Origin of the sequence: Anaerobiospirillum sp. NML120448, assembly GCF_023050945.1 — a bacterium.
Classification (GTDB): Bacteria; Pseudomonadota; Gammaproteobacteria; order Enterobacterales; family Succinivibrionaceae; genus Anaerobiospirillum.
Genome location: NZ_JALKIM010000005.1, coordinates 69,352 through 93,439 on the forward strand (window position 1 = coordinate 69,352; position 24,088 = coordinate 93,439).

Consider the following 24,088-nt stretch of genomic DNA (forward strand, 5'->3'; position numbering starts at 1 on the left):
TGGTGGCGACAAATAAATAGCAAGAGAAGCTTACCAGACTGATAGCCATAAGCATTATGGCTCTTGCTATCGCTCCTTACTTGTTAAGTGTTAACTGTTAGTTAGCATAACCACTTTGTGGGTTAAAAAGATTATTAGGATCGATGGCGGCTTTAACTGATCTCATCAGAGCAAGCTCGTCTTGGTTAACCTCAGCCTCCCCTAACTTTTGCTCACTATAGTCAATTTGAGCAATAGAACTTAGCGTCTCTTTCCCAAAATTATTAAGAGGACTTATTACCTGACCGTGCTCTTTTATCTTTTTGATACAGGCGCTATAGCCAAGAAAATCTAATATTTTGCCAGTGTCTTGCTCAGCTTTTCGTATGGAAATAATAAGGTTGCCCAAAGGCTTGCCGCCTATATATTCAATACGCCCGCCCAAAATACTAATATCAGCATTAAAGCGCCTAATAGCCTCAGCAATGACACTATCGTAAGCCTGCTCTTCTTTATAGGTGATCTCGTAAAGATTATCTTCCTTATCAATAAGCTCAGGAGGTAACAATAAGGCATCATGGCGGGCAATCATTGCCTTGCCATACTCACTGCTAGGATGAGCAAATAAATCATAGGTGCTGCCATGCTCTACTACCTTGCCATTAGCCATAAGAGCTACTTTATTAAATAATCTTTTGGCAACTTCCATTTGGTGAGTAATAAACAATACTGTCAGATTGCGCTCTTCTTTGAGCTTTTTGAGCAAGGAGATAATCTCATTAGTAGTATCAGGATCTAAAGCTGAGGTGGCCTCATCGCATAAAAGAATATCAGGATCATTAGCCAGGGCTCTAGCTATAGCTACACGTTGTTTTTGACCACCTGACAACGAGTGAGGATAAAGCTCTTCCTTACCGCTCAAGCCAACTAAAGACAATAATTTAGGCACCTTGTTAGCTATTTGGTCTTTGCTAGTGCCACTAGCTTTAAGATTAAATGCAATATTGTCAAATACTGTGGCATTTTTAATAAGGTTAAAGTGCTGAAAAATCATACCAATACGTAATCTCAAGGCACTTAATTGCGCACTACTAATATTGGCACTTACCTGAGTATCAGCCACAATCACTCGACCTGAGCTAGGTTTTTGCAACATATTGACAGTACGAACCAAGGTTGACTTACCAGCACCTGACTGTCCTAACACCCCATAAAAATCACCTTTTTCTATATGAAGTGATACCCCATCTACAGCTGTGAAATTATTAAATCTGACACTTACATCCTCAAAGCGAATCATATTATTCTCCTTAAGCTAATCAGGAGCTAAACTACTTTAAACTTTATAGCTTGATCATCGTCAACTTATTGTTGTATCGTGCTTTTTTAGTGTGCTTTGCGATAGTAATTTGCCTGATAAAAGTGCGGTTTTGCTCATCTTTAGATCAATTTCATCAGCTTTTTCCATAATAATGCATCAAAACCAACCACTATCAATCTCATCCCCCTGCTTACCATGCAAAAGTCTATACCCATGCCTATGGCCATGCCCATGCCCTTGCTCATGCCTTAGTGCTGATAAAAGCTGAGCACTTGTAGCAAGTACATACCATCACCACCAGCTAATACAATAGCAATCACCAACTGACTAAGCCCACCGCCCCTCAACTTTTAAAGCGCACCACTGTTCTACAGCTCATAACTGTAAGCACCGCTCCGTCAATACTTAAAACTACCGCTACAGCTACAGCTACAAGCTTGTTAAAGGGAACAAAAGACAGTTTCAGCAGATAGAACATCCCTATATAAGAGCGCATCAAGCTCTGAGGTCTGGGCTCAGGGCTATTGAATCTTGACTATAACTTTTGGGCTTTTGGGTTCTTAGCTTTGGGATTCTTGGTTGTGGTCTTTACTCAAGCGGTGATATGGCACTAGCAAGGGCGCAGTTTATGCTCTGCTTAAAAGCTGTTCAAAACATGCCTAAGCTCTCAATAAAATTTAGCTAAGCTTATTAATATGAAAATAGATGAACTTTATTGAAAAATAATTGTTCCAAATAAAAAGATATATTTGGGAAATTTCACGTGATTTGGAATTTTATTTCAAAAAATGTGAGCTCTATTGATAATTTTTGGAGATTTTTTTCTAAGACCTCCTAAAAGGTTTATAATATGTGTCACACAAGCGCACTATGGTAGTTAACCTTTTTAGCGCTAAGGGAGTTAAAGCATGCTTACATTGTCTTTTAATGGTCCAAGTAATACCTTTGCCCTAGAACATCACTTATGGAACTGTGTTGTTAGACCTAAAACCATAGCAACTCTAGGGGTTAAAGAAGATGGTTTACATGTTCATTTTGAGGTAGAAGAAAGTAAACCACTTACTACAGCCCTAATACAACAAGAGCCAATGCTCATGGTTTGCCAAGATAGTGCTGTAGAGTTATTTTTGGCCTTTCCTGATGATGAGCATGATCAAAACTTTGCTCCTATGTTAGAGCAATGCTTGTACTTAAATATTGAAATTAACTCAAAAGGTATTTGTTATGCCAAACACGGCCATAGCCGCAAAAATCGCATAGCTTTTACTAAAGAGCAAATTGAGTCCTTGCAGATAAAAGCTTATGGCAATGACAATACTTGGTGCATTGATTTGGTGGTGCCACGTAATTTAATTAAAGAGCTGTCCCATTACGATGCCTTTAGCCCTGAGCATACTTTTGCTTTAAACCTATATAAGATTTCTGAAAGTAAGGATATTGAACACTATATTGCTTTTAATAAAGTTGATGTCCCTACCCCAAATTTCCATTTACCTCAATATTTTGCATTGTGCCAAATAGCCTAAAGCTACATTTTGCACAGCAGTGTTAACCATACAGAATTTTTGCTTAACCATATCAGGAAACTAATATCTCCATATTCTTTTAAACCTTATTAGCACCTGAATTAATATTTGAGCAGTTTTTACGGAGCGTCATATGATCCTTACTAATGCCAACATGTATACCCGTGATTTTCGTTTTGCTCCTGATAGCATGATTAAAATCGAGGGCGATCGCATTCAGCGTATTTTAGAGGGCGGCCAGCCTTTACCAGAGTGCTGCAAGAATGGTCTTCCAGAGGAAGGCACCTATGATCTTAAGGGCTTAATGGTTATTCCTGGCTTAGTTGATGTTCACTTCCACGGCTCTATGGGTCATGATTTAATGGAAGGCACAGAAGAAGCTCTTGACGCTATTGCTAAGTATCAAGCCTCTGTAGGTGTAACTGCTATTTGCCCTGCTACTATGACCATGGGTGAGGCTGACATTATTAAGGCCTGTGAAAACGTTCGTGACTACCCACTTAAGGATGATGCTGCTGACGTAGTTGGCATTAACATGGAAGGCCCATTCGTTTCTCCAAATAAGGTTGGCGCTCAAAACCCAGAGTACGTTCACGCTCCAGATGTTGATTTCTTCCGTCGCTGCAATAAGGCTTCTGGCAATAAGATTAAGTTATTAGCTATCTCTCCAGAAGTTGAAGGTGCTATGGACACTATTAAAGAGCTCAAAGACGAAGTATTGTGCTCTATTGCTCATACCACTGCTACCTATGATATCGCTAAAGAGGCCATTGCTAATGGTGCTTGCCACTTAACTCACCTTTACAATGCTATGCCAGGTTTAGCTCACCGTGAGCCAGGTCCAATCGCCGCTGCTTCTGATGCTAAGTGGTGTGAGGCTGAAATTATCTGTGATGGTATTCATATCCATCCTGCTGCTGTTCGTTGTGCCTTTAGACTCTTAGGCGACGAGCGCATGATTTTAATTTCTGACTCTATGATGGCTGTAGGTTTAAAAGATGGCACCTATGAGCTTGGTGGCCAGGCTGTATACGTAAAAGATCGTCGTGCTACCTTAGCCTCTGGCACCATTGCAGGCTCTGCTACCAACCTCTTTGACTGCATGAAGATTGCTCACAAGTTAGTAGGCTTACCTCTTGAAACTGCTGTTCGTTGCGCTTCTTACAACCCAGCTCGCTCTATTAAGGTATTAGACAACTATGGTTCTATTGAGCCAGGTAAGGTTGCTTCCTTATTAGTAGTAGATCGTGACCTCAACTTAAAGGGTGTTCTCTTACGTGGTAAGTGGCTTCACAAAGATTTCTAATCCTCAATAATCACAAGAAAACTTAGAACAAAAACTAAAGGCCTTATCCTCACCGATAGGGCCTTTTTTATAGATCAAAGTTAAACACCCTATTGAGTCAAGACTGTTACGAAAATAGGCTAACCTTGCTACGCAAGCAAGCTCATGGGCTTGCCCAATGGAGTTGGTCAGAGTAGCTGCTGCCAAAAGAATGGCAGTTATTGCGACGAATAAGAGATTTGGTGTTAGCTTTTCTTGCTAAAGATAGTTCCTACTAATTCTGATAAGGTACCTACTAAGGCGAAGAGTAGGCCTGGGAACATATAGAATATGGTGAGCCATATATTCCAATCTTGGACAAAAGCCAGATAATAAAATAATAATGCGCACACTGCTATTGCGCCAAAAGGCAAAGCTAAAACAAAAAAGGCAGCCATGCCTGCTAGGATATTGGTATACCAAGCGTCAGTATCAAAAAACCAACACGCCATGTCTACAATAAAAACGATAGCAGAAATAGAGCAGACAATATAAGCAATAGCAAATAAGGGAGTCAGAGCTTTCATAATCAAACCTCCATTGAGAGTACACTAGCTTCAAAATATCATTAATCCATTCTTGGTTTTGTGCCTTAGTTTCCACTACCTAAAAAAGTAATTTTGGGCCTAATTTGTAATACAAGCACCCCTTAGAAAAAACTTATTTAGCACTGCTACTTTGAACAGTTTGTATACCAGTTTTTTTAGTGCTTTTTCATGATGGACTTGCATTATTTTGCATAACACGTATTGCCATTTTATGGGGAATTGTCTGTTTTTTGTTGATACTTGCTGCAAGAAATCCTATAATCTGTCGCAATTCGTGTCAATAAAATCTATCAATAAGCTGTGGTAGCTGAACTTGATAAATGATCTGAGTCTTTTATTGGTTCTTAGGCTAATCAATGCGCTTTTTATACTGTAGATATAGGCTTATTAGATAGATTGAATGGACACGCCTTTAACAACTCCTTATGATAATTGCGAGTTCCTTAGCAAAAAAGCTTGCCATACCGTAGGCATGTTTGCTGTTCTATCTCCTCTATTAAAAGGCATAAACACCACTCTTTTCATTAAGAGCTGGTGCGTTTTTCTTTTTATTTTGGTCAATAAAACATATTAATTGCTAGAAACTGCATACTGCTTTTTTCTTTGTCACCATGCAAAAGCCAAACTCTGATCGTTTGATCCCAGCACTATTTTTGTGCTTTAAAGAAGGCTACTCGTTTGCCACCTTGCGTTCTGATTTGATCGCAGGTCTTACTGTAGCTATTGTGGCCCTTCCTTTAGCCATGGCTATGGCTGTAGCCTCTGGAGCTTCTCCTGATAAAGGCTTAGTAACAGCTGTAGTAGCAGGCTTCTTCATTTCCTTTTTAGGCGGCTCTAAGGTTCAAATTGGTGGCCCTACAGGTGCCTTTGTGGTGGTGATCTTTGATGTTATTGCCCGCTTTGGCCTGGATGGTTTAATTGTTTCCTCTGTAATGGCTGGCATTATCTTAATTATTGCAGGCTATGCTCGTTTAGGTAAACTCATTAAATACATCCCTTATCCTGTAATTACTGGCTTTACCACTGGTATTGCTGTAATTATTGCCTCCTCTCAGGTAAAAGACTTTTTAGGTCTTACCTACTCTAATGTACCTGCTGAGTTTATTGAAAAGTGGATGTCCTATTTTGAGCATCTTAATGAGACTTCACTTTTTGCTGTAGGCTTAGGTGTATTAGCTTTAGCTATCATCATTATTTGTAAGAAGATCAGTGCTAAGATCCCTGCCTACTTAGTATCAATCTTAATTGTATCTTTAATCTCATTTATCTTTGCTCTTCCAGTAGATACTATTGGCTCTCGCTTCCCTGATATGCCAACAGGTCTACCAGCACCTACTTTACCTCACTTAACTTTAGAGGAAATTCGTGCCTTAATTCCTTCTGCCTTTACTATTGCTTTCTTAGCTGGTATTGAGGCCTTATTATCAGCAGTAGTAGCTGATTCTATGATTGGCACTAAGCACTCTTTAAACCAAGAGTTAGTAGGTCAAGGTGTAGCTAATATCGCCTCTGGTTTCTTTGGCGGTTTACCAGCAACTGGTGCTATTGCACGTACTGCTACCAATATTAAGTCAGGCGGTAAGACTCCAATGTCTGGTGTTTTCCACGCACTATTCTTATTAGTGTTCTTATACACCATTATGGATATTCTTGCCTATATCCCAATGGCTGGCTTAGCTGCAGTGCTCTTTATGGTTGCTTGGGGTATGTCTGATATTAAGCACTTTATGCAGATTTCACGTATTAGCCCATCAGACCGTACTATCTTATTCTTAACCTTTGCGCTAACTGTATTAGTTGATTTAACTGTTGCTATTGGTGTAGGTGTAACCTTTGCTTCCCTACTCTTTATGCGCCACATGTCCAAGTCTATTGAGATTCACCCACAAATGCGTTTAACTCAATACGATGATTCAGATGGCGATAATGATGATCCTCAAAGCTCTGCTCGTGCAGCAAAGAATGAGGTGGTTGTTCCAGAGGGTGTAGCAGCCTTCCAAATCAATGGCCCATTATTCTTTGGTGTAGCCAATGAGTTATGCGATCGCATGCAAAACTTAGTAACAGTGCCTCGTATCTTAATCTTAAGAATGAGATTCATGCCTTACTTAGATGCCTCAGGCGAGGCCTCTATTGAGGAAATTGTTAAGATTTGTAAGCAACACCATAGCTTTATTATCTTTGCAGGTATGCGTAAGCAGCCATTAGAAATGCTCGATAAAGCAGGTATTTGTAAAGACTCTGAGGCTGCCTTTACCACTAACTTTGATGAGGCCTTAAAGCTTGCCTCTAAGCTCATGGCTGATCCTGAGTTTGTATCCAAACACCAAGATACAGTCTAACTAAAGCCCTAGAAGCCCAAGGCTTTTAACTAAATTTCAGCCCGCTTGGCACTCTTGCTAAGCGGGCTTTTCATTCCCCAAACCACCACGCCCGCTCTACCAACCTCTCCATTAGCCCAACAAACCAACAAACCCTATCCCCCTACCTCAAATTTAATAGTCCATACTGTTAGTACTACTGAGCAACACCAATGGGCAAGCCCCTATGGTTCATGTGTATCGAGGTTGACCTATTTTCGTCACTAAATAAGAGGTTGTCTTTTACCAAACTACACATCTTGCCTAAAAGTTCTGCACTTAATCCCAATCCCATAACCAGAGCAAACCAACTTACTCCCCAGTTGCTCTCATACAACCTTGCAGCCTTGCAGTCTTGCATGCATGCTTGCATACATGCATGCTTGCAGGCCTACCAGCTCGCTTTGGCCTGAATGGTTTACAAGTAGGCGTAATAGCATGCACACTCTACAGTCTTCCTTACTAAAGAGCCATCTATCTACCTGCCAGCCAGACTGCCTACCAGCCAGACTGCCTGCCTACTTGTCTACCTACGCAAATAGCTAACTGATATCTGGCCATATTGATTATCTCTACCTTCCAGACAAGCTTTGCTAATTAACTGCCCCCAATCATCAGAGTAATAGCATGGCTTAAACATGGGAAGGAAAGGCTTGGGTTTGGTAGGATGGGAGGCTCTGGGGTGCTTGTTTTGCTAGTGAGAAATTTTTTTTGGCAAATTTTGTTTTTGTATATTGTTGACAAGGTTTAGCTTTGTTAACATTAAATATATCTATTTTGGTTAGCCCTTGATCTTTATTATCCCTAATTTAAGCCTTATATAATGCCCTAAAGGAACTATTGATCCTTTTATTGAGCAGCCTTTATTGTACCTATTAAAAATAAATAGCTTACTAAGAACTTGCTAAGCATGGACATGCTAAGCTAAAGACAAGTATTAACCAAATTGCAAATTAACATGAGCATTTTACTAATCATTTGTAGACTTTTTTTGGAGCCATAAGAAAAGCACAATTTTTGGAGGGGAGCTATGGTAACTAGAACTTACATCATGCGCAAGAAAGATATGCTCTTTCAAAATATTAATGCGCTCAAAACAGTAGAACACGTAATTGCTGAAATTGATCAAGGTCTAGGCAATAAATCAAGAACTATTAATACCTCCTCTATGCCTGAAGTTTTAGCAACTGCTCTAGGTATTGGCTCTGGTAGTGCTTTGAGCTTTGCTGCTTTATATTTAAGTGGCAGTGTTATCGGTGTATCGGCAGCTGGTGTAGCCAGTGCCCTTAGTACCGCTGGTGCTTTAGTTGGTGGTGGTGCTACTACTGGTATTTTCGTGTTAGCCGCCCCTATTGCTATTTTAGGCTTCTTAGGCATTAAAGTAGCTCAAAAGCGTCGTGCTCAAAGACTAATGAATGCTAAGATTTTCTGTTACAAGCGCTCCTTAGCTCACTTAGCCTCACTCAAAAATGCTATTCAAATTGAAAGCAAAACCTCTGATCCAGAGCGTATTGAATACTTAAGAGCACTATCCATTACTCTTCAGGCAGCGATTAAAGATCTTAAACATGATTTAGGCATTGTTTAGGCTAAGAAATTTAACTTAGTTAATACGTTGATCCCCAATACTAAAAGGCTGATGGCAATAGTGTCTATCAGCCTTTTATTATTTTTACTAGCATCACCTCTTACCTGCCTGCGCTTTGCCTCAATTGCTCCTCCCTATTAATTGCGTTTAAGGCCCAATTGTGCTTAGGCCTCAATGATTTTGGCATTTTGTTTGCGCCACTGTTGCGGGCTGATATGCTCTTTTTCTTTAAAGATGTAGCAAAAGTGCGATACCGTGCAAAAGCCTAAGCTCTCAGCTATGTCCTTAATTTTAGTATTACTTTCGATTAACAACTCTTTGGCCATCTTGATACGCTCGTCAGTAATGTAGTTCATAATAGTTTTTAAGTGAAACTTCTTAAAAGAACGAGCTAAATGTTCTGCTGAGCAATCTACTTGTAGCGCAATGTCTTCTAGGCTTAACTTTTCACATAAGCGTTGCTGAATATAATAGCGGGCCTTTTGCACAAAGACAGGCTCCTCTTTGCCTAATTGACCTTGCTCTTTTAGTTTGTTCTTATGGGCACGTACTTGTTCAGTAAAGGCTAGCGCAACGATATAGCGCATATGTTTTGCTATCAAGGGATCACTTATAGCCTCTACTATTAAATACAATTTATCAGACAGTCTATATGCCTCCTCAGGAGTAATTCCTGCATCAATAGCAGCACGTGAGGCTAAGACATTTTGTAAGTGAGCATGATTTTGCCATGAGCGTAAAGGAGTAAAACCTAGAATACCTGCCTTTCCTTTAGGAGGTAGATTATAGGCCCACTTAAGCTTATCCCTACTACCCTCACGCACGGCCTCTGAGGTTAATACTTCATTACGAAATTGATTATGATTTTGCACTACACTAACAGTACTTATGCCTAGACTTTTAATAAATTGCTCTTCACTAAAATTAAAGTCTTCATTACGTATCGAACCATCATAAGGGTTAAAAGACATACCAATAGCCTTATTAATAGCGCTCATATCAAAGCTTATAGGCTTGAGCAAATCATCTAAGCTCTTAATCTTAATATTGGCGCTACTATTATTATTGCTATCATCATCGCTATAGCTACCACTTAAGTTGCGCTCCTTGAGCTTACCTAACTCAAGTTCTCCTTGCACTTGAACTTGCTCTTGCCCTTGCCCTTGCTCTCGGCCTTGGCCTTGGCATAAGTGGTCAGCGCCAACTACTGCCTCATGCTTAGCCTCTGCTAAGGCACTATTATCAGCACTAGGGATTGAGCTTGAGCTAGCACTAGCAATAATACTTTCATGCAAGCCATTATTATGATCCTGCACATGCTCAGATAGATTATTAGTAGCAATATGTACTTGAGAGCGGCACAGATCTCTCATTAGGTTGAGCCACATATTACATGCTTGCAGTGCTGTGCGATTTTCAATATACCTGACTTGCTCTAAATTGATTTTTAAAGGCGTAATCGGTCCAATAAAAACATAGCTACCATTGAAAAGACGTATAGCGCCAATATCACTTGGCTGGGTTAGCATAATAGGATCGCCAATAGCTCGTTGCCAAGATGCTAATAAAGCTTGAGCCTGAGAGCGTATCTCATTGCGCTTATCTGAGTTTTTACCAGATCCATCTTTGGTTGTTTGATAGCCAAAACTAGATTTTCGAGGCCATAGTTCATAGAGCAATTCCTTATTAGCCCCAAAGACTAAAATAGGCGATTCAATTACACTAAATAGGCCCAAAAGATTTTGCTTATTTTTCATAATTACTCAATCAATACTTATTGCATGAAACGGCTGCAACAATTGTATTAAAGCCAATATATCAATCATAGACAATAATATTTTAGAACTAAGCTATTAGCTACCTTGCTCTAACAGCATATACTGAATTTCCTATAAATATCAGCTTTTACCAATAAAGATATAGTCTATCCCTTAGCTATAAGTTCTAGTTTTAGACTGTCTATCAGAAAAAATGTCGTCAAATTGATAATAAAGTCAGATAAGCGTCTTGCAAACTATTAGCACTAAATTATTCATAAGTAGATCACAAAATTTCATCAAAGCAAAATCTATTATTAGACCCATCCAACGAGCTTGGCTTTTTAAGTCTAAGCATTTTGTAGTGGTAGTTGTCCTTTAATTTATTAAATTGCAAAACCTTAATTATTTTTAGGATTTATCATCCAGCTTTGTAGTTTGTTTTGTAGTTGTTAAGGTTTAGCAAGTTTTGTGAGGAAAACTTTTTAGGACAACTTAACTGTTTTGAGGAGTCTTGTGATGAGTGAGATTAGCGCTTCAAACGAAATAAACGTTAGTGCCAGTTCACGTCGCTCTGGTGAGGTTGATACCTCACGCATGAGCTTCATGGAAAAATGTGGTTTTGGTGCGGGCGATGCAGCATGTAATTTGCTCTTTAACCCAATTACCATGTTCCTTTCTTTCTTCTATACCGATATTTTTGGTCTAACCCCAGCTGTTGTAGCCACTATGTTCTTAGTAGTGCGTCTATTTGATGCCTTCTTTGATCCTTTCTATGGCGCATGGCTTGATAACACCAGATCTAAGGTTGGTCGCTATCGCAAATGGATGGCTGTATTTACCATTCCTTTTGCTATCTCTTGCCTCATCATGTTCTACACCCCTGATGTTGGCTATACCGCTAAAGTAATTTACGCCTTTGTAACCTACACTTTATTATCAATTCTTTATAGCTGCGTTAATATTCCATATTGCTCTTTAGGCAATGTAGTAACCAGCAACCCTATTGATCGTGTATCTTGCCAAAGCTTCCGCTTCATTGGCGCTGGTTTAGCCTCATTGTTCTGTACTCTTACCTTATTACCTTTAGTAGGTTTCTTTGGTGGTGAGGATAGAGCAAGTGGCTTCTTCTGGACCTTATCCTTATTCGGTACCTTATCAATCTTCTTATTCCTCTTCTGTTTCTTCTATACTCGTGAGCGTATTGTGCCTCCACAGAACGCCCCTAAAGAAGATTTAATTGGTTCTTTTAAGAAGATCATTCACAATGACCAATGGTTATCATGCATCACCATAATGTTCTTAGACTGCTTGCCAAGCTTTATTCGTGGTGCTGTTTCTATTTACTTTGCCATTTACATTTTAGGTTTTGATGAAGTATCTGCTTCTTTATTCTTAACAGTAGGCATTGTATCTGGCATTGTTGGCGCATATTTAACCCCTGTACTTACTAGAAAGTGGTGTAAGGTTACTATTTATAAGGCTGTAAAGCTGGTTTGTATCGTTCTATCCTTAGTATTATTTGCTATTCCATCCGATCAAATCGTTTTAATTTACATCGTCGTTATCGTATTAAACATTATTCACTCAATTGGAACACCAATTGTTTGGTCATACATTGCTGACGTAGATGACTATGGTGAGTGGAAGTTAGGTCAAAGAGCTTCTGGCCTTTGCACCTCAGGCAACCTCTTTACTCTTAAGGTAGCCTTAGCTGTAGGCGGTGGTTTAGTTGGTTTAGTATTATCCGTTACTGGTTACGAGGCTAATGTTGCTGAGCAAAGCGAAACTGCTATTGCTGGTATCTACGCTCTTATGACTTGGATTCCTGCTATTGGCTACCTCTTAACCTTCTTAGCAACCCAATTCTTCTACAAGCTCAATCGTCAGACCATGGCCAAGATCTCAAAAGATCTCTATGGTACTGTCTAATAGTAATAAGCCTTAACAACGAGAGTTAGCTAGTACCTGTGCAAATTCAAACTAGCTAACTACTCCCTAACCAATTTAAAAAAATATCTTTTGCCTTATAAGATAGTAGATAGGATACAAATATCATGGCAATCAAGTACCTTTTCCAAGCTGGTAATTACATTTCTGAAGTTGAAGATACTCTTTATGGCAGCTTTATTGAGCATTTAGGTCGTGCTGTTTATACTGGCGTTTATGAGCCTGGCCATCCTTGTGCTGACGAGCAAGGTTTCCGTCGTGATGTCATGGACATGATCAAAGAGCTCAAGGTTTCTACTGTTCGCTATCCAGGCGGCAACTTTGTCTCAGGCTATAACTGGATGGACGGTATAGGCCCTAAAGAGCAACGCCCTGTACGTCTTGATTATGCATGGCTTTCTAAAGAGACCAATGAATTTGGTATTGGTGAGTTCTACGACTGGGCTAAGAAGACTGGTGTAACCCCAATGGTAGCTGTTAACTTAGGTACTGGCACTCCACAAGAGGCTGGCTACTTTGTTGAGTACTCCAATATCAAGGGCGGCACCTATTTCTCTGACTTACGTAAACAACATGGTCATGAAGAGCCATTTAACTTCAAATACTGGTGTCTTGGTAATGAAATGGATGGCCCATGGCAGACCTGCCATTTAGAGGCTGACGACTATGCTAAGAAGGCTCTTGAAACAGCTAAGATTATGCACTGGGTAGACCCAAGCTTAAAATTAGTTGCTTGCGGTAGCGCCACCACTACGTTGCCATCCTATCCAGAGTGGGATCGTATAGTTTTAGAGCGTGTTTACAACGAGGTTGAGGCCTTATCTTGCCACCACTACTTTGAAAATAGCACAGGCAATATTAATGACTTCTTAGGTTCATTCGTGCTCATGGATAACTTTATCCACACTATTACCTCCACTGCTGACTACGTAAAGGCCAAGTTACGCTCTAAGAAAGACATGATGATTTCTTTTGATGAGTACAATATTTGGTCAATTGCAGGCGAGCCATGGATGGACTTCTTTGATCGTGATCCAAACAATCGCTTTACCAAAGCTCCTCCACTTTTAGAGCAACACTACACCTTCTTAGATGCCTTAGTATTAGGTGGTTTAATGTGTACTCTTATTAACCACAGCGATCGTGTCAAGATGGCATCCTTAGCTCAGTTGGTTAATGTTATCGCCCCTATCTTTACCAAGCCAAATGGTGAGGCTATTAAGCAGACCATTTACTACCCATTCATGTGGGCAAGCGTTTATGGTCGTGGCAAAGCTTTACGTTACTTTGCTAACGTACCTCACATTGAGACTATCCATGGTCAAACAAAGACCTTACAGTCTGCTGCTACTTACAATGAGCAAACCAAGGAAATTTCCTTATTTATCCTTAATATTGATCAAACTCAAGATCAAGAAATTTCCTTAGTATTAGATGGCTTTGGCAAGGTAGAGCTCAAGGATAGACAAGAGTTAGTAGGTTATGAGTTAAGCGCTCAAAACACCTTTATCACTCCAGATGCTGTAGTTCCTAAGCACAGAGCCTTTACTGACGCTGAGAAGCAGAGCCTCTGCGTCAAGATCCCAGCTCTAAGCTTTAGCTTACTCACCTTAAAGGTAGAAGGCGAACTCTAAACACAAGTTAGACACAAACCATAGCTATCATCACGAATAGCTATAAAACAACAGTGGCGCTAGACCTAAAAATCTAGCGCCTTTCCATACCCCAATGACCGCCCGCCCCTTCCCAAGCTCCATCCTTGCCAAGCCAAGCCAAGCCAAGCTAAGCTAAGCTAAGCCAGTACCAGCTTAAGCCACTATGAGCCAAGCTCCTTCCACGCTCAAGCTCAAGCCAAGCTCAAACTAAGTTCAAACAAAACAAAAGTTAGCCCCAAGCGCAATTACCAAGCTTGCCACTAAAATGGAAAAAGCCTACCCTACGCCCAAGTTTTAGTAAAAGTTGACCTTGTACAGCAATTTTTTGCTCAACTAATCTACGGACACAGCCATATCAGATGAATTATCACTATCAAGATTGTTAGTAGCACTATAAAAAAAGTCGCCATTTCCCTTATTGCGCTTGCCCTTATTTACCTTATCCTCCTTAGGAGGAGCTACATTGGCTGCTGTAGCTGCGGCATTAGAGGTGTTATTAGCGGCGACATTAGATGAAGCATTAGACTCTTTAAGCAAAATATACTCTCCTGAAGGCATATTAGCTTTATTCTCTGGCAGCTGAGGCTGTAGCTGTGGTTGTACTTGTGATTGTAGTTGTTGCTGAGGCTGTACCATAACCTCCTGACTGGTATTAACCACATTGCTTGCTAAGGCACCATTTGTAACAGCGCCCGCACCTGGTAAGACGCTAAAGCCATTGGCTTGATTTGCTATGGCCTCTGGAGAGCCTTGCTCCTGTTGAGCGCTTATAGCCGCACTAGCAATAGCAGCATTATTGGCGCTATTGGCATTAACATCATATGTTTCTACTATAGGGGTGCTGTTATTAAAAGAATTAGTAAGTGCTGCATTAGTCTGGTATTCACGCTCTAACTCCTGCTCAATTAAAGAGGATAAAGCCTGATCTTGTTCCTTGGCCTTGCTAATTAAGACGTATAACTTGGCTAACTCATCACGAGAAAAGTTTAATCCCTTTTGCATTGAGGTATGGTCAGGAGACCAACAACGAATATCATACTTTCCAGGATGATCACTCCAAGAAGTAAAGGTAAATTCCTTAGTCCAGCCATTACGATCAGGCTCACTAATAGCTCCAAAATTGCGCTCAATATTAAAAGCAATCTTTTTACTGCCCTGATCCTGTCTAGCGCTATTATTGCCATCGGCATAACGAGAGTTATATGACTTATAGCCCTGCTTACCATAGCCACGATTGTATCCAGCGCCCGCTCCCGCTCCAGTGTTTGCACTAGCAGCACCATAACCAGCTCTGTCACCAGCCCTATAGTCTGAGCCATCACCATAGCCAGCAGCCGCACCTGCGCCTGCCTGAGCATTCACACCTGCGCCCATACCTACAGCCTGAGGGTTGTTAAAGCCTGAACCAGCAGCATTATTAAAATTTGGGCCTTGCATAAAAGCTCTATTTGAAATCATACCCTGATTTGGCATCTGATTTTGGTACTTAGGGACAGCCATATTTTGTACCTGACTATAAAAGCTGTTCGGCCCCTGATTAAAAGCAGGAACTTGTCCAAATAAATTGCCTTGATTAAAGTTTTGTCCCTGATTGAAGTTAGCGCCATTACCATAATAGTTTGCCGCCTCACCATTAGGCATGGTTGGTGATGCATAAGGGCTTGCCTCAGTTACATTATTGGAAGCATTAAAGTTATTCATAGTAAATTCCTTCAAAAGATGTACTTTCACCTAAAAGCTATTTCCAAGAGAGCTCTTTTGTCCGCTATCTTCTTTTCAAAGCTCTTATATCAACTCACCTATAAAAGCTGGTATAAAAAACTATAGACGCAACTATTCTGAGGTTGCTTAAACAGAAACCACATAAAAAGGATTGATTAAAGGGAATTGATATTAAAAATTGAATTTAAGAAAGGATAAAGTGCTCACTACACTATATATATTTATAGCACCATCTAAAGAAGAGATCACAAGACCATACTTAAAAAATTTACCACGCCATCCCCTAAAACCGCTTATTTACCGCCTTTACCGCTACAGCGCCTGGCATCAGGCTTATAAAAGCAAAATCCCTCACCCCAAAAAGTTATCCAGCCTCTAACAGCATTGACTAACTTGCCTTTAACTCAAAAGTTATCCAGCCTTTAACAGGCTTTACTAACTGCCTTTAGCTCAAAAGTTATCCAGCCTCTTACAGGCTTTGCTAACCTGCCTTTAGCTAAAAAGTTATCCAGCCTCTTACAGGCTTTGCTAATCAGCCTTTAGCCAAAAAGTTATCCAGCCTCTTACAGGATTGACTAACCTGCCTTTAGCTCAAAAGTTATCCAGCATCTTACAGGATTAACTAACTGCCTTTGCCCAAAAGTTATCCAGCCTCTTACAGAATTGACTAACTGCCTTTAGCTCAAAAGTTATCCAGCCTCCTACAGGAGAGACTAAATGCCTTTGCCCAAAAGTTATCCAGCCTCTTACAGGTTTTGCTAACCTGCCTTTAGCTCAAAAGTTATCCAGCCTTTAACAGGTTTTACTAACTGTAGTGGATGTTTTTTAAGGATTATCCAGTGTTGAGAGGGATGGGATGATATTGGTAGAGCTGGTGGGAAGAAAAAATTAAGGCAGTCTTAATTTTGAAACTGCCTTTAATCTTGTGATATGGATATGGATGTGGACTAGAGATTAGTTAGGCAAGGTAGACCTTTTTGTCTATTGCCTTGGCATTCATCATTGTGTCATCACCCTCATCTTCTAAAGAAGTATCAACACTATTAGGTACATTGACCATATGTAATATATCTCCGCCATCATGGGCATTCTTTAAATATTCTCTAGGAGTTTTATTAGTGAACTTTTTAAAGACCTTAGTAAAGTAAGAGACATCAGTAAAACCACACTCATAGGCCACATTGGTTACTGTTTGAGTTTGATCTTTTAACATCTCCATAGCGCATTGCACACGATAAGAGTTGATATACTCCATTGGCTTTTTGTTAATAATGTCTTTAAACAGCTTTACTACTGACTGTGGACGCAACTCTAAAAGCTCGGAGAGTTCATTTAAACAAATGGTATTTTTGTAATTGCGATGAATATAAGACAAAGCCATACGCATTTTCATAATGCGATTAACAGCCTGGCCTGTATCATTAGGTAAAACAAACAGATCTCGATGCTCAAAAATACCTAGCAAGTAATACATAAGGCCAAAGGTCTTAAGCTCATAACCTATGGTCTGCTCTTGTAGCACAGTAAACAGCTGTCCCAAGGTTCTATTTAGACTTTCAGGGCCTTCAAGGTCTTTAGATACAAAAGGAATATGAGGTTTAAACTGCCTTTGATTATATAAAATAGAATAAATGAAAGAGTTGGATAGCGAGCGCTCACGTAATAAGAAGTGCAAATCGAACACCATACACTCATATACACAATTAATAGGCTCGGCTGAGTGCACTGATCCTGAGTTAAAAATAAATATATCGCCAGTACCATTGCTGCCTTTTCCCATATAAGTTTGGCCATCAATAGTAACTTTTAACTCACCTTCTAAAACACGGCAGATTTCGTACTCCTCATGCCAATGAGTTTCCATTACATAGCGAGGATGCGAGCTAGTGACATGGTAATACGCAAAAGGAAACGAGATATCGCCATGCTCCTTACTCTCTTTTAAAATAATCTCTTGCATTCTTACATCCTACTAGTAGATAAACACTACTATCCCTATTCGTACTCAGTAAATAAGAATTTGCTTAATCTAAACACACAAAACACAACATTCGCACCGTCTCTATACGAACTAAATACCATCCAAAATATTTGTAAGAGATGCTGTGCAATGACTCATTTGTTAATCCTAACAAAGATAGCTACCTAATAGCTAGCAAGAAACCCCATTATGTATGTATCAATATACAAGCAATCTCTTATTCTGTGAGCTAAGTATAAAGAATAAGGGCTAACTAATACTTAACCACTATAATCTTCGCCAAAATATCATAAATATGTTAGTGAAATTGTCGTATTTTAAAATTGCGACATTTACCTATACCCAAAACGATCACTACAAAACTAGTCTAGTACTAGTCTTTTTGTATAAATTAAATTATTTAAAATCGCTAATATAAGGTTTTAAGCATCAAGCTAAATCAGCAGCTTGTTGTCATTTTTTCTACTACTGTGCTGTACATCTTTATTGGTTAAAGTTAAGCAGTAATAGTAGTAATAAAGATGCTATGGCTGTAAGTGTTAGAGGCCTCTCACTTAGCTTAGCTGAGCTTAGCTGATCTTAGCTATCAGTTCGCTTGAAAATCGAATATTAACCTCTGGATGAAAGCGCCATCTAAAGTTCATTAGCTTTGGGAAGCTATGCTGAGGGAATTAGTAAAAAGCATAATTTTAAGCTCAAGCCTAAGCTTGGGCTTATTGTGCATTGGCCATGATAGCTAACACTATTATTGAATTGATAAGCTATGGTATTAGCAAGTCTATGCTGTTTATGAAAAGGAGCGCACTAAGCTCCAAACATGAAAGAACTTATATTCATGCCTGCTTTAAAACTTTTAATGCAGCTTATAAAGCTTGAGTCAGCTTATGCTTATATAGAAGCCACCCTACTGTTACTTTGAGGTAAACCATCACAGCCTACAGCCTTACCTATTTACCATAAGACCTCTTTACTATTTACTAAAGTAAGCTTCAAATGCTTGCTTAATGCTGCTTCTTGATACTTTGATAGAACAATGCTTAATACTCTACTTAGTGGTTTAGCCTGTAAAAGTCCTTGGTTGCCATATAGTCCTATAGCCCTATCCTTAGTCCTATCTTTAACTGTAGCTTTAGCTTTCGCTTTAACCTTAGCATTAGGCAAAGCGATAAAGATTGTCCCCATATATGTTGCGGTCTGATATGCGATAAGCAGAGCTTAGCGAAGCTAAGCTAAGCTAAGCTAAGCTAATGCGTAGCTGAGCGGAGCAATGCGAAGCAAAGCTAAGCGGAGCGATTTGGTTGAGATTGTCAAAATCTAATGTGCTTCTTTGATGTGATCTTGAGGGATTATGGAGTAAAACTTCATGATGAGTAGGCTATTGGGTGGTTCTGGTAGTTTTTAGTGATGGTTTTGGTAATTTTTTATTCTTTGCGTGTTGTTTGGTACTTTATTTGAGGTTTTGGCAATTTTTTATGTTTTTGGGCTTTGTTTGCGATTTGTTGCTCTATGTGCAATTGTGATGAAAGGTAAAAATTTTTGAAGGCTCAATAGCAACCAAATTTAAGCAACTTTGCTTGTAGTTTGTCGGGTGATGTTTGGCATCGCTCATAAGCTTTTAGCAGATTGAATGGCTTATATATGGCTTTTGTTTTAGATGGTCGTATTCTCTGAGTTAGTCTTAGATTACTTACTTTATTGAGATATTTTTGCTGTTCTGATGAAAAATTTTTGCTCTAATCATGTGATGTAAAGCTCATTTTGTAATCTTTACCATTTTAATGTTTTGGTAAATTTTTCAGATTTTACTACCTATTTAGCTATCTAAGCTAGACAGAATAAGGCTTTAAAGAAATTTTTGGTATTATCAAAATTTGATTTTAATCGGGCGTAAAAATGCGCTAATCCCTTATATATAAGGCCTTTGAGAACGATTGTAATATCACTTAAAAGATAGTGTTGCTATACTAAAAAAATCACCTCAGCACTGGTCGACCAGTGAGCAAACAAACATTATAAGCATGTGGTTTTATATCTATAATTAACTTCCATGGTGTTTTTGGAAATTTTTTCTATTTAGCAGCCTGAGTTTGTACTATTTGGTAAAAAATTATTCCAAGAGATGAAAAAATTACCAAACAGGCTAAAAATATTGCAAGCGTGCGCCAGTACAAAGAAACATAATAACCCTGACTTAACGAGATACCCTTAATTAAAAAAGAGCTTATCTTTCAAGTTTTTGTTGTGATTCTGGGTATTTAAGTCGAGTGGTTTAAGTTTTAGCATTTAGTGACTCTTACTTACAAATTTTACCAAGTTTAGGACAATAAATTACCAAACGTATTATTTATAAGTAAGTACTTTGCTCATAATTTACTGAAGATAAAGCTTAGACATCTTGGTTGCTTAAATGCCCCAAGAAACAAGAAAGGTATTTGCGTTAACCTGAGGACAAAAAAGCTAACGCAAAGCTTAGATACCTTTAAGGTTAGTCTTATCGCCAAATAAGTATTTAACCTACTGTAAGTAACTAAGCTAGCTACATTGTAAATTTAGTTAGTCAAAATAACTAGCTAGATAACAAAAATGCTCAATTTTGAAGCATCACAATACAGCTAGTCAGTTTCTTTAGATTAAGTCATTTTGTTATCGCTCATTAGTTTTAGCTAAAAGCATAACGACCTAACCATTTAAACACATGCGTCCATGCTTAATCACAAGTTATATAAATGTTATTAGCATGGGATTGAGATTAAAAACTCACTTGTCATAAGAGGATCTGACATGGAAAGCGCCGCTAAATTAGATAAAAACTTAGCCCGTACCCCCGATATGGATGAAGTAGTACCATCAGATAAGAAGTTAATCTTCTTCATGCTTGTTTCCTGCTTCGTTTTATGGGGCTTATTAAACAACATTACCGACAACTTAGTTCCTGCCTTTGGTAAGATTTTCATGATGTCGGCTGTTGACTCCTCAATGGTACAGTTCTTCTTCTATGGTGCTTATGCAGTATTGGCTATCCCAGCAGCCATGATTATTAAGAAGTACTCTTTCCGCCACGGTGTTTTATTAGGCTTAGGCTTCTACATTATCGGTGCTCTTGGTTATATTCCTGCCGCTATTTTCCAAGTTTACGATATCTTCTTAGTATCTATCTTCATCTTAGCAGGCGGTTTATCAGTTTTAGAGACCACTTGTAACCCATATGTTATCGCTTTAGGTTCTGAAGATACTGCTATTCGTCGTATTAACTTTGCTCAGGCCTTTAATCCAGTAGGTTCTATCATTGGTTTATTCTTAGCTAAGTTCGTAATTTTAGCTAACTTAAACCCAGCTACCTATGATGAGCGTGTTCTTATGTCTCCTGAGGAGTTAAGCTCCATTCGTGTAGGCGAGCTCTTCTGGGTATGTGTTCCATATGTTGGTTTAATCGCTATCGCTTTAGTTATCTGGTTCTTCTTCTTTAGACAAAAGTCTGACTTAAAGGATCAAGGTTCAGCTCTTAACTTCATGGCCTCTTTCACCAACTTAATGGGCAACAAGCGTTACGTATTCGGCGTTATCACCCAGTTCTTCTATGTTGGTATGCAGATCGCTGTTTGGACTTGGATGATTAAGTACATCATGGCTTTAACTGACAAGGTTGAGCACGAGGCTGTTGACTACTACATCTACGCTGTATTCTTATTCGTAGGCGCTCGTTGGTTATGCACCTACTTAATGAAGTACATCCACGCTCCACGCTTAATGGCAGCAGTTGCAGCAGTTGGTATGGCAGTAACCTTAGGTACTATCTACTTACCAACTTCAATGTCCGTAATTTGCTTAATGTTAATCTCTGGCTGTATGTCCTTAATGTTCCCAACCATCTATGGTATTGCTTTACGTGGCTTAGGTGACGACGTTAAGTTAGGCGCAGCAGGCTTAATCATGGCAATTATCGGTGGTGCTATCATCACTCCAATCATGGGCTCCTTCATTGATAACTCCACTTTAGCTTTCTTAGTTCCAGGCTTTAGCGGTGAAGAGGCTGCTGTTCGCTCCTCTTACTACACAGCTTTTGTTTGCATGGTTGTAGTTTTCTTATACGGTCTTTTCAACTCCAAGAAGGCTTAGTAATTAAACTAAAAAAATTAAAAATGTGGTTCTTTAGAACTACATCACAGACTAGAGTAAAAACCTAGTCACTTGCGAGGCCTTGGTGGTTTAATCTCCTGAGGCCTCTCAAGAAAGAGCTGAAAGACAAACAACAGTTTTTTCTTGAGAGTGTAAGCAAGAAACATTAATACGCTCTAAAAGATTTTTCCTTTACCAGGGCATTGTGACTAGCCTCTTTAAGAGCCAACGCTCTTAAACAAATATGAAGAAGCAATACTTCTTCAAGGCCTTAAGTAAGAAACTCCTCACACAAAGTCTTACTTATAGGAAAGTCACCCTCCAACACACTCAAACACACACATCATCTTGTCCTTGCAAGTATTTCTTGCAAGGGCTTGTTTTAAAAAGTTGTGATTTGATGGGAGTTTTGCTCTTTAGGGTAATGAATTACAGATTTTAGGATTGTTCGCAATTAGCTAAGCAGCAACTGAGGATAAACAAACTATGGCTCAATATTCATTAGCTTTTGACTTCGGTGCCACTTCTATTCGCGCCATTTTAGGTGCAGTTGAAAATGGTCGTTTTGTTACCACTGAAGTAATGCGTATGTCTCACCAGCGTGTGACCGAAGATGGCCGCAGCCGTTGGGAGTGGGACAAGATCGTAAATAAGGTTGTTGAGACCATTAAGGCTCATGCCCACGAGATCTCCTCTATTGCTGTTAACACCTGGGGTGTAGATTTTGGTGTTGTCGGTGAGGATGGTAAGTTATTAGTAAATCCAATCTCCTACCGTGATGCCCGCCACAATGAAGGCTTTGAGTATGCTCAAGAGACCTTAAGCCAAGAGCAAATCTTTATGGCCACTGGCAACCAAATCATGTCTATCAACTCTTTATTCCAATTATTGGTTTTAAAGAAAGATAGCGCCCAAGGCTGCCCTACTTACAACAAGATCAACAAGCTCTTAATGCTTCCAGACCTTTTAAACTACTTATTAACAGGTCAACAACGTGCTGAGCTTACTATTGCCTCAACCTCACAATTACTAGATCTCCGTACCAAGAAGTTTGCTGAGCCAATTTTACAAGCTTACGGTATTAAAGAGAGCATATTTGCTCCTATCGTATACCCAACCGAAGTTGTAGGTTCTATCAAGGACAGCTTAATTCCAGAGCTTCGTGAGCTTAACAAGGATATCAAGGTAATTGCCTGCGCCTCTCACGATACTGCTAGCGCCGTATTATTAACCGAAGCCTATACCGATCGCGATACAGCTTTCTTATCTTGCGGTACTTGGTCATTAATTGGTGGCTTAACTGATGAGCCAGTAATTAGCAAAGAAGCCTTTGCTCGTGACTTAACTAACGAGACTGGTTTTGCTGGCAGCAATATGTTCTTCAAGAACATCACTGGTCTTTACATTCTTGAAATGTTAAAGAACCAGCTCGAGGCCAAGCGTGGCGCTAAGATTCCATTCGATGAAATCACCGCTTACGTTGAAAACTGCCCAGTTGATCAATTTGTTGATGTTGGTGCTGAGGTCTTTGCTCAAAACGAATTTGATGTTAAAGAGGCTATCAACTCTTTATTAGGCACTAAGTTTGAAAATGACTTCGACTACTTCAAGGTAATTTATTTATCTTTAGCTAAGAAGTATCACGCTACCTTACAAGATATCGAAACTATCTTACAAAAGAAGTTCAAGAAGCTTCACATGATTGGTGGTGGTACTCAGTCTAAGTTCTTATGCCAATTAGTTTCCAATGTAACTGGTCTGGAAGTAATCGCAGGCCCAATGGAAGCTACCGCTTATGGCAATTTACTTGCTCAAAAGATTGCTCTTAAAGAGTTTGACAGCTTAGAGCAAGGCCGCAAGGTAATCTTAGACTCCTCTGAGTTTAAGGTTTACCACCCACAAGTTTAATCATTAAGTAAAGCTAAGCTTTCTTAATCAGGAATAGCACACAGATAGAGTCCTGTACTTAACTAAGACAATTAAGAGCCAGCGATAAAGCTCTAGATGGGCCTAAAAAGGCACAAGCACTTAAGGGCTCTATTTGAAATCATTTGCTAAGTTTTAATTCCACTGCATGCAACGACTTATGTTTAGTCGTTGCTTTGAAAATAAGGTATATATCATGTCACATCCAAAGATTGGTATTCGTCCTACTATTGATGGTCGTCGTGGCCCATTAAAGGTTCGTGAGTCCTTAGAAGAGCAAACCATGAACATGGCTAAGAGCGCTGCTGAGCTCTTACGTGCTAACTTAAAGTACT

General features: G+C 39.4%; 14 protein-coding genes. 9 read left to right on the plus strand and 5 right to left on the minus strand.

The genetic code is table 11. The features are described 5' to 3' along the window. Positions 1 to 97: 97 nt before the first annotated feature. Positions 98 to 1,279 (minus strand): ATP-binding cassette domain-containing protein, encoded by a 1,182-nt coding sequence (locus MXE38_RS01840; protein WP_246910524.1) that lies wholly within the window; start codon positions 1,277 to 1,279, stop codon positions 98 to 100. A gap of 929 nt (positions 1,280 to 2,208) precedes the next feature. Between MXE38_RS01840 and MXE38_RS01845 the strand changes: the two genes are divergently transcribed. Continuing rightward, positions 2,209 to 2,826, plus strand: coding sequence for a carbohydrate-binding family 9-like protein (locus tag MXE38_RS01845; RefSeq protein WP_246910526.1), 618 nt, complete (start codon positions 2,209 to 2,211; stop codon positions 2,824 to 2,826). Positions 2,827 to 2,959: 133 nt separating this feature from the next. Then, complete coding sequence (nagA, locus tag MXE38_RS01850; protein ID WP_246910529.1) at positions 2,960 to 4,132, plus strand: N-acetylglucosamine-6-phosphate deacetylase; 1,173 nt, start codon at positions 2,960 to 2,962, stop codon at positions 4,130 to 4,132. A 224-nt stretch (positions 4,133 to 4,356) separates the two neighbouring features. Here the strand turns inward: nagA and MXE38_RS01855 are convergent, their stop codons facing one another. Continuing rightward, positions 4,357 to 4,677 (minus strand): hypothetical protein, encoded by a 321-nt coding sequence (locus MXE38_RS01855; RefSeq protein ID WP_246910532.1) that lies wholly within the window; start codon positions 4,675 to 4,677, stop codon positions 4,357 to 4,359. Between the two features lie 632 nt (positions 4,678 to 5,309). On the opposite strand from MXE38_RS01855, the gene MXE38_RS01860 reads away from it, so the two are divergent. Together MXE38_RS01860 and MXE38_RS01865 are read left to right on the plus strand one after the other, a co-directional pair. Further along, the gene (locus tag MXE38_RS01860) at positions 5,310 to 7,040 is read left to right on the plus strand and encodes a SulP family inorganic anion transporter (protein WP_246910534.1); all 1,731 of its coding nucleotides are present in this window, start codon (positions 5,310 to 5,312) and stop codon (positions 7,038 to 7,040) included. Between the two features lie 1,048 nt (positions 7,041 to 8,088). Next, positions 8,089 to 8,646 carry a hypothetical protein gene (locus tag MXE38_RS01865; protein ID WP_246910536.1) on the plus strand — a complete coding sequence of 186 codons (558 nt, stop codon included), beginning with the start codon at positions 8,089 to 8,091 and terminating at the stop codon, positions 8,644 to 8,646. Between the two features lie 164 nt (positions 8,647 to 8,810). Here MXE38_RS01865 and MXE38_RS01870 read toward each other — a convergent pair whose 3' ends face one another. Continuing rightward, positions 8,811 to 10,403, minus strand: coding sequence for an AraC family transcriptional regulator (locus MXE38_RS01870; RefSeq protein WP_246910538.1), 1,593 nt, complete (start codon positions 10,401 to 10,403; stop codon positions 8,811 to 8,813). 519 nt (positions 10,404 to 10,922) lie between these two features. Here MXE38_RS01870 and MXE38_RS01875 point away from each other — a divergent pair. Both MXE38_RS01875 and MXE38_RS01880 read left to right on the plus strand, forming a co-directional pair. Next, complete coding sequence (locus MXE38_RS01875; RefSeq protein ID WP_246910540.1) at positions 10,923 to 12,335, plus strand: MFS transporter; 1,413 nt, start codon at positions 10,923 to 10,925, stop codon at positions 12,333 to 12,335. 125 nt (positions 12,336 to 12,460) lie between these two features. Next, positions 12,461 to 13,987 carry an alpha-N-arabinofuranosidase gene (locus MXE38_RS01880; RefSeq protein WP_246910542.1) on the plus strand — a complete coding sequence of 509 codons (1,527 nt, stop codon included), beginning with the start codon at positions 12,461 to 12,463 and terminating at the stop codon, positions 13,985 to 13,987. Positions 13,988 to 14,341: 354 nt separating this feature from the next. Here MXE38_RS01880 and MXE38_RS01885 read toward each other — a convergent pair whose 3' ends face one another. Then, a complete protein-coding gene (locus MXE38_RS01885; protein ID WP_246910544.1) occupies positions 14,342 to 15,709 on the minus strand; it encodes a hypothetical protein in 1,368 nt (455 codons plus the stop codon). A 979-nt stretch (positions 15,710 to 16,688) separates the two neighbouring features. Then, positions 16,689 to 17,690, minus strand: coding sequence for an AraC family transcriptional regulator (locus tag MXE38_RS01890; RefSeq protein WP_246910546.1), 1,002 nt, complete (start codon positions 17,688 to 17,690; stop codon positions 16,689 to 16,691). Between the two features lie 2,802 nt (positions 17,691 to 20,492). On the opposite strand from MXE38_RS01890, the gene fucP reads away from it, so the two are divergent. The 3 genes from fucP to MXE38_RS01905 all read left to right on the plus strand — a co-directional run. After that, entirely contained in the window at positions 20,493 to 21,827 is a 1,335-nt protein-coding gene (gene fucP / locus MXE38_RS01895) for an L-fucose:H+ symporter permease (protein ID WP_246910548.1), read from the plus strand. 486 nt (positions 21,828 to 22,313) lie between these two features. Then, the gene (locus MXE38_RS01900) at positions 22,314 to 23,735 is read left to right on the plus strand and encodes an FGGY family carbohydrate kinase (RefSeq protein ID WP_246910550.1); all 1,422 of its coding nucleotides are present in this window, start codon (positions 22,314 to 22,316) and stop codon (positions 23,733 to 23,735) included. Positions 23,736 to 23,913: 178 nt separating this feature from the next. After that, the coding region (locus tag MXE38_RS01905) for a hypothetical protein (protein ID WP_348647350.1) at positions 23,914 to 24,088 on the plus strand (175 nt) is incomplete at its 3' end.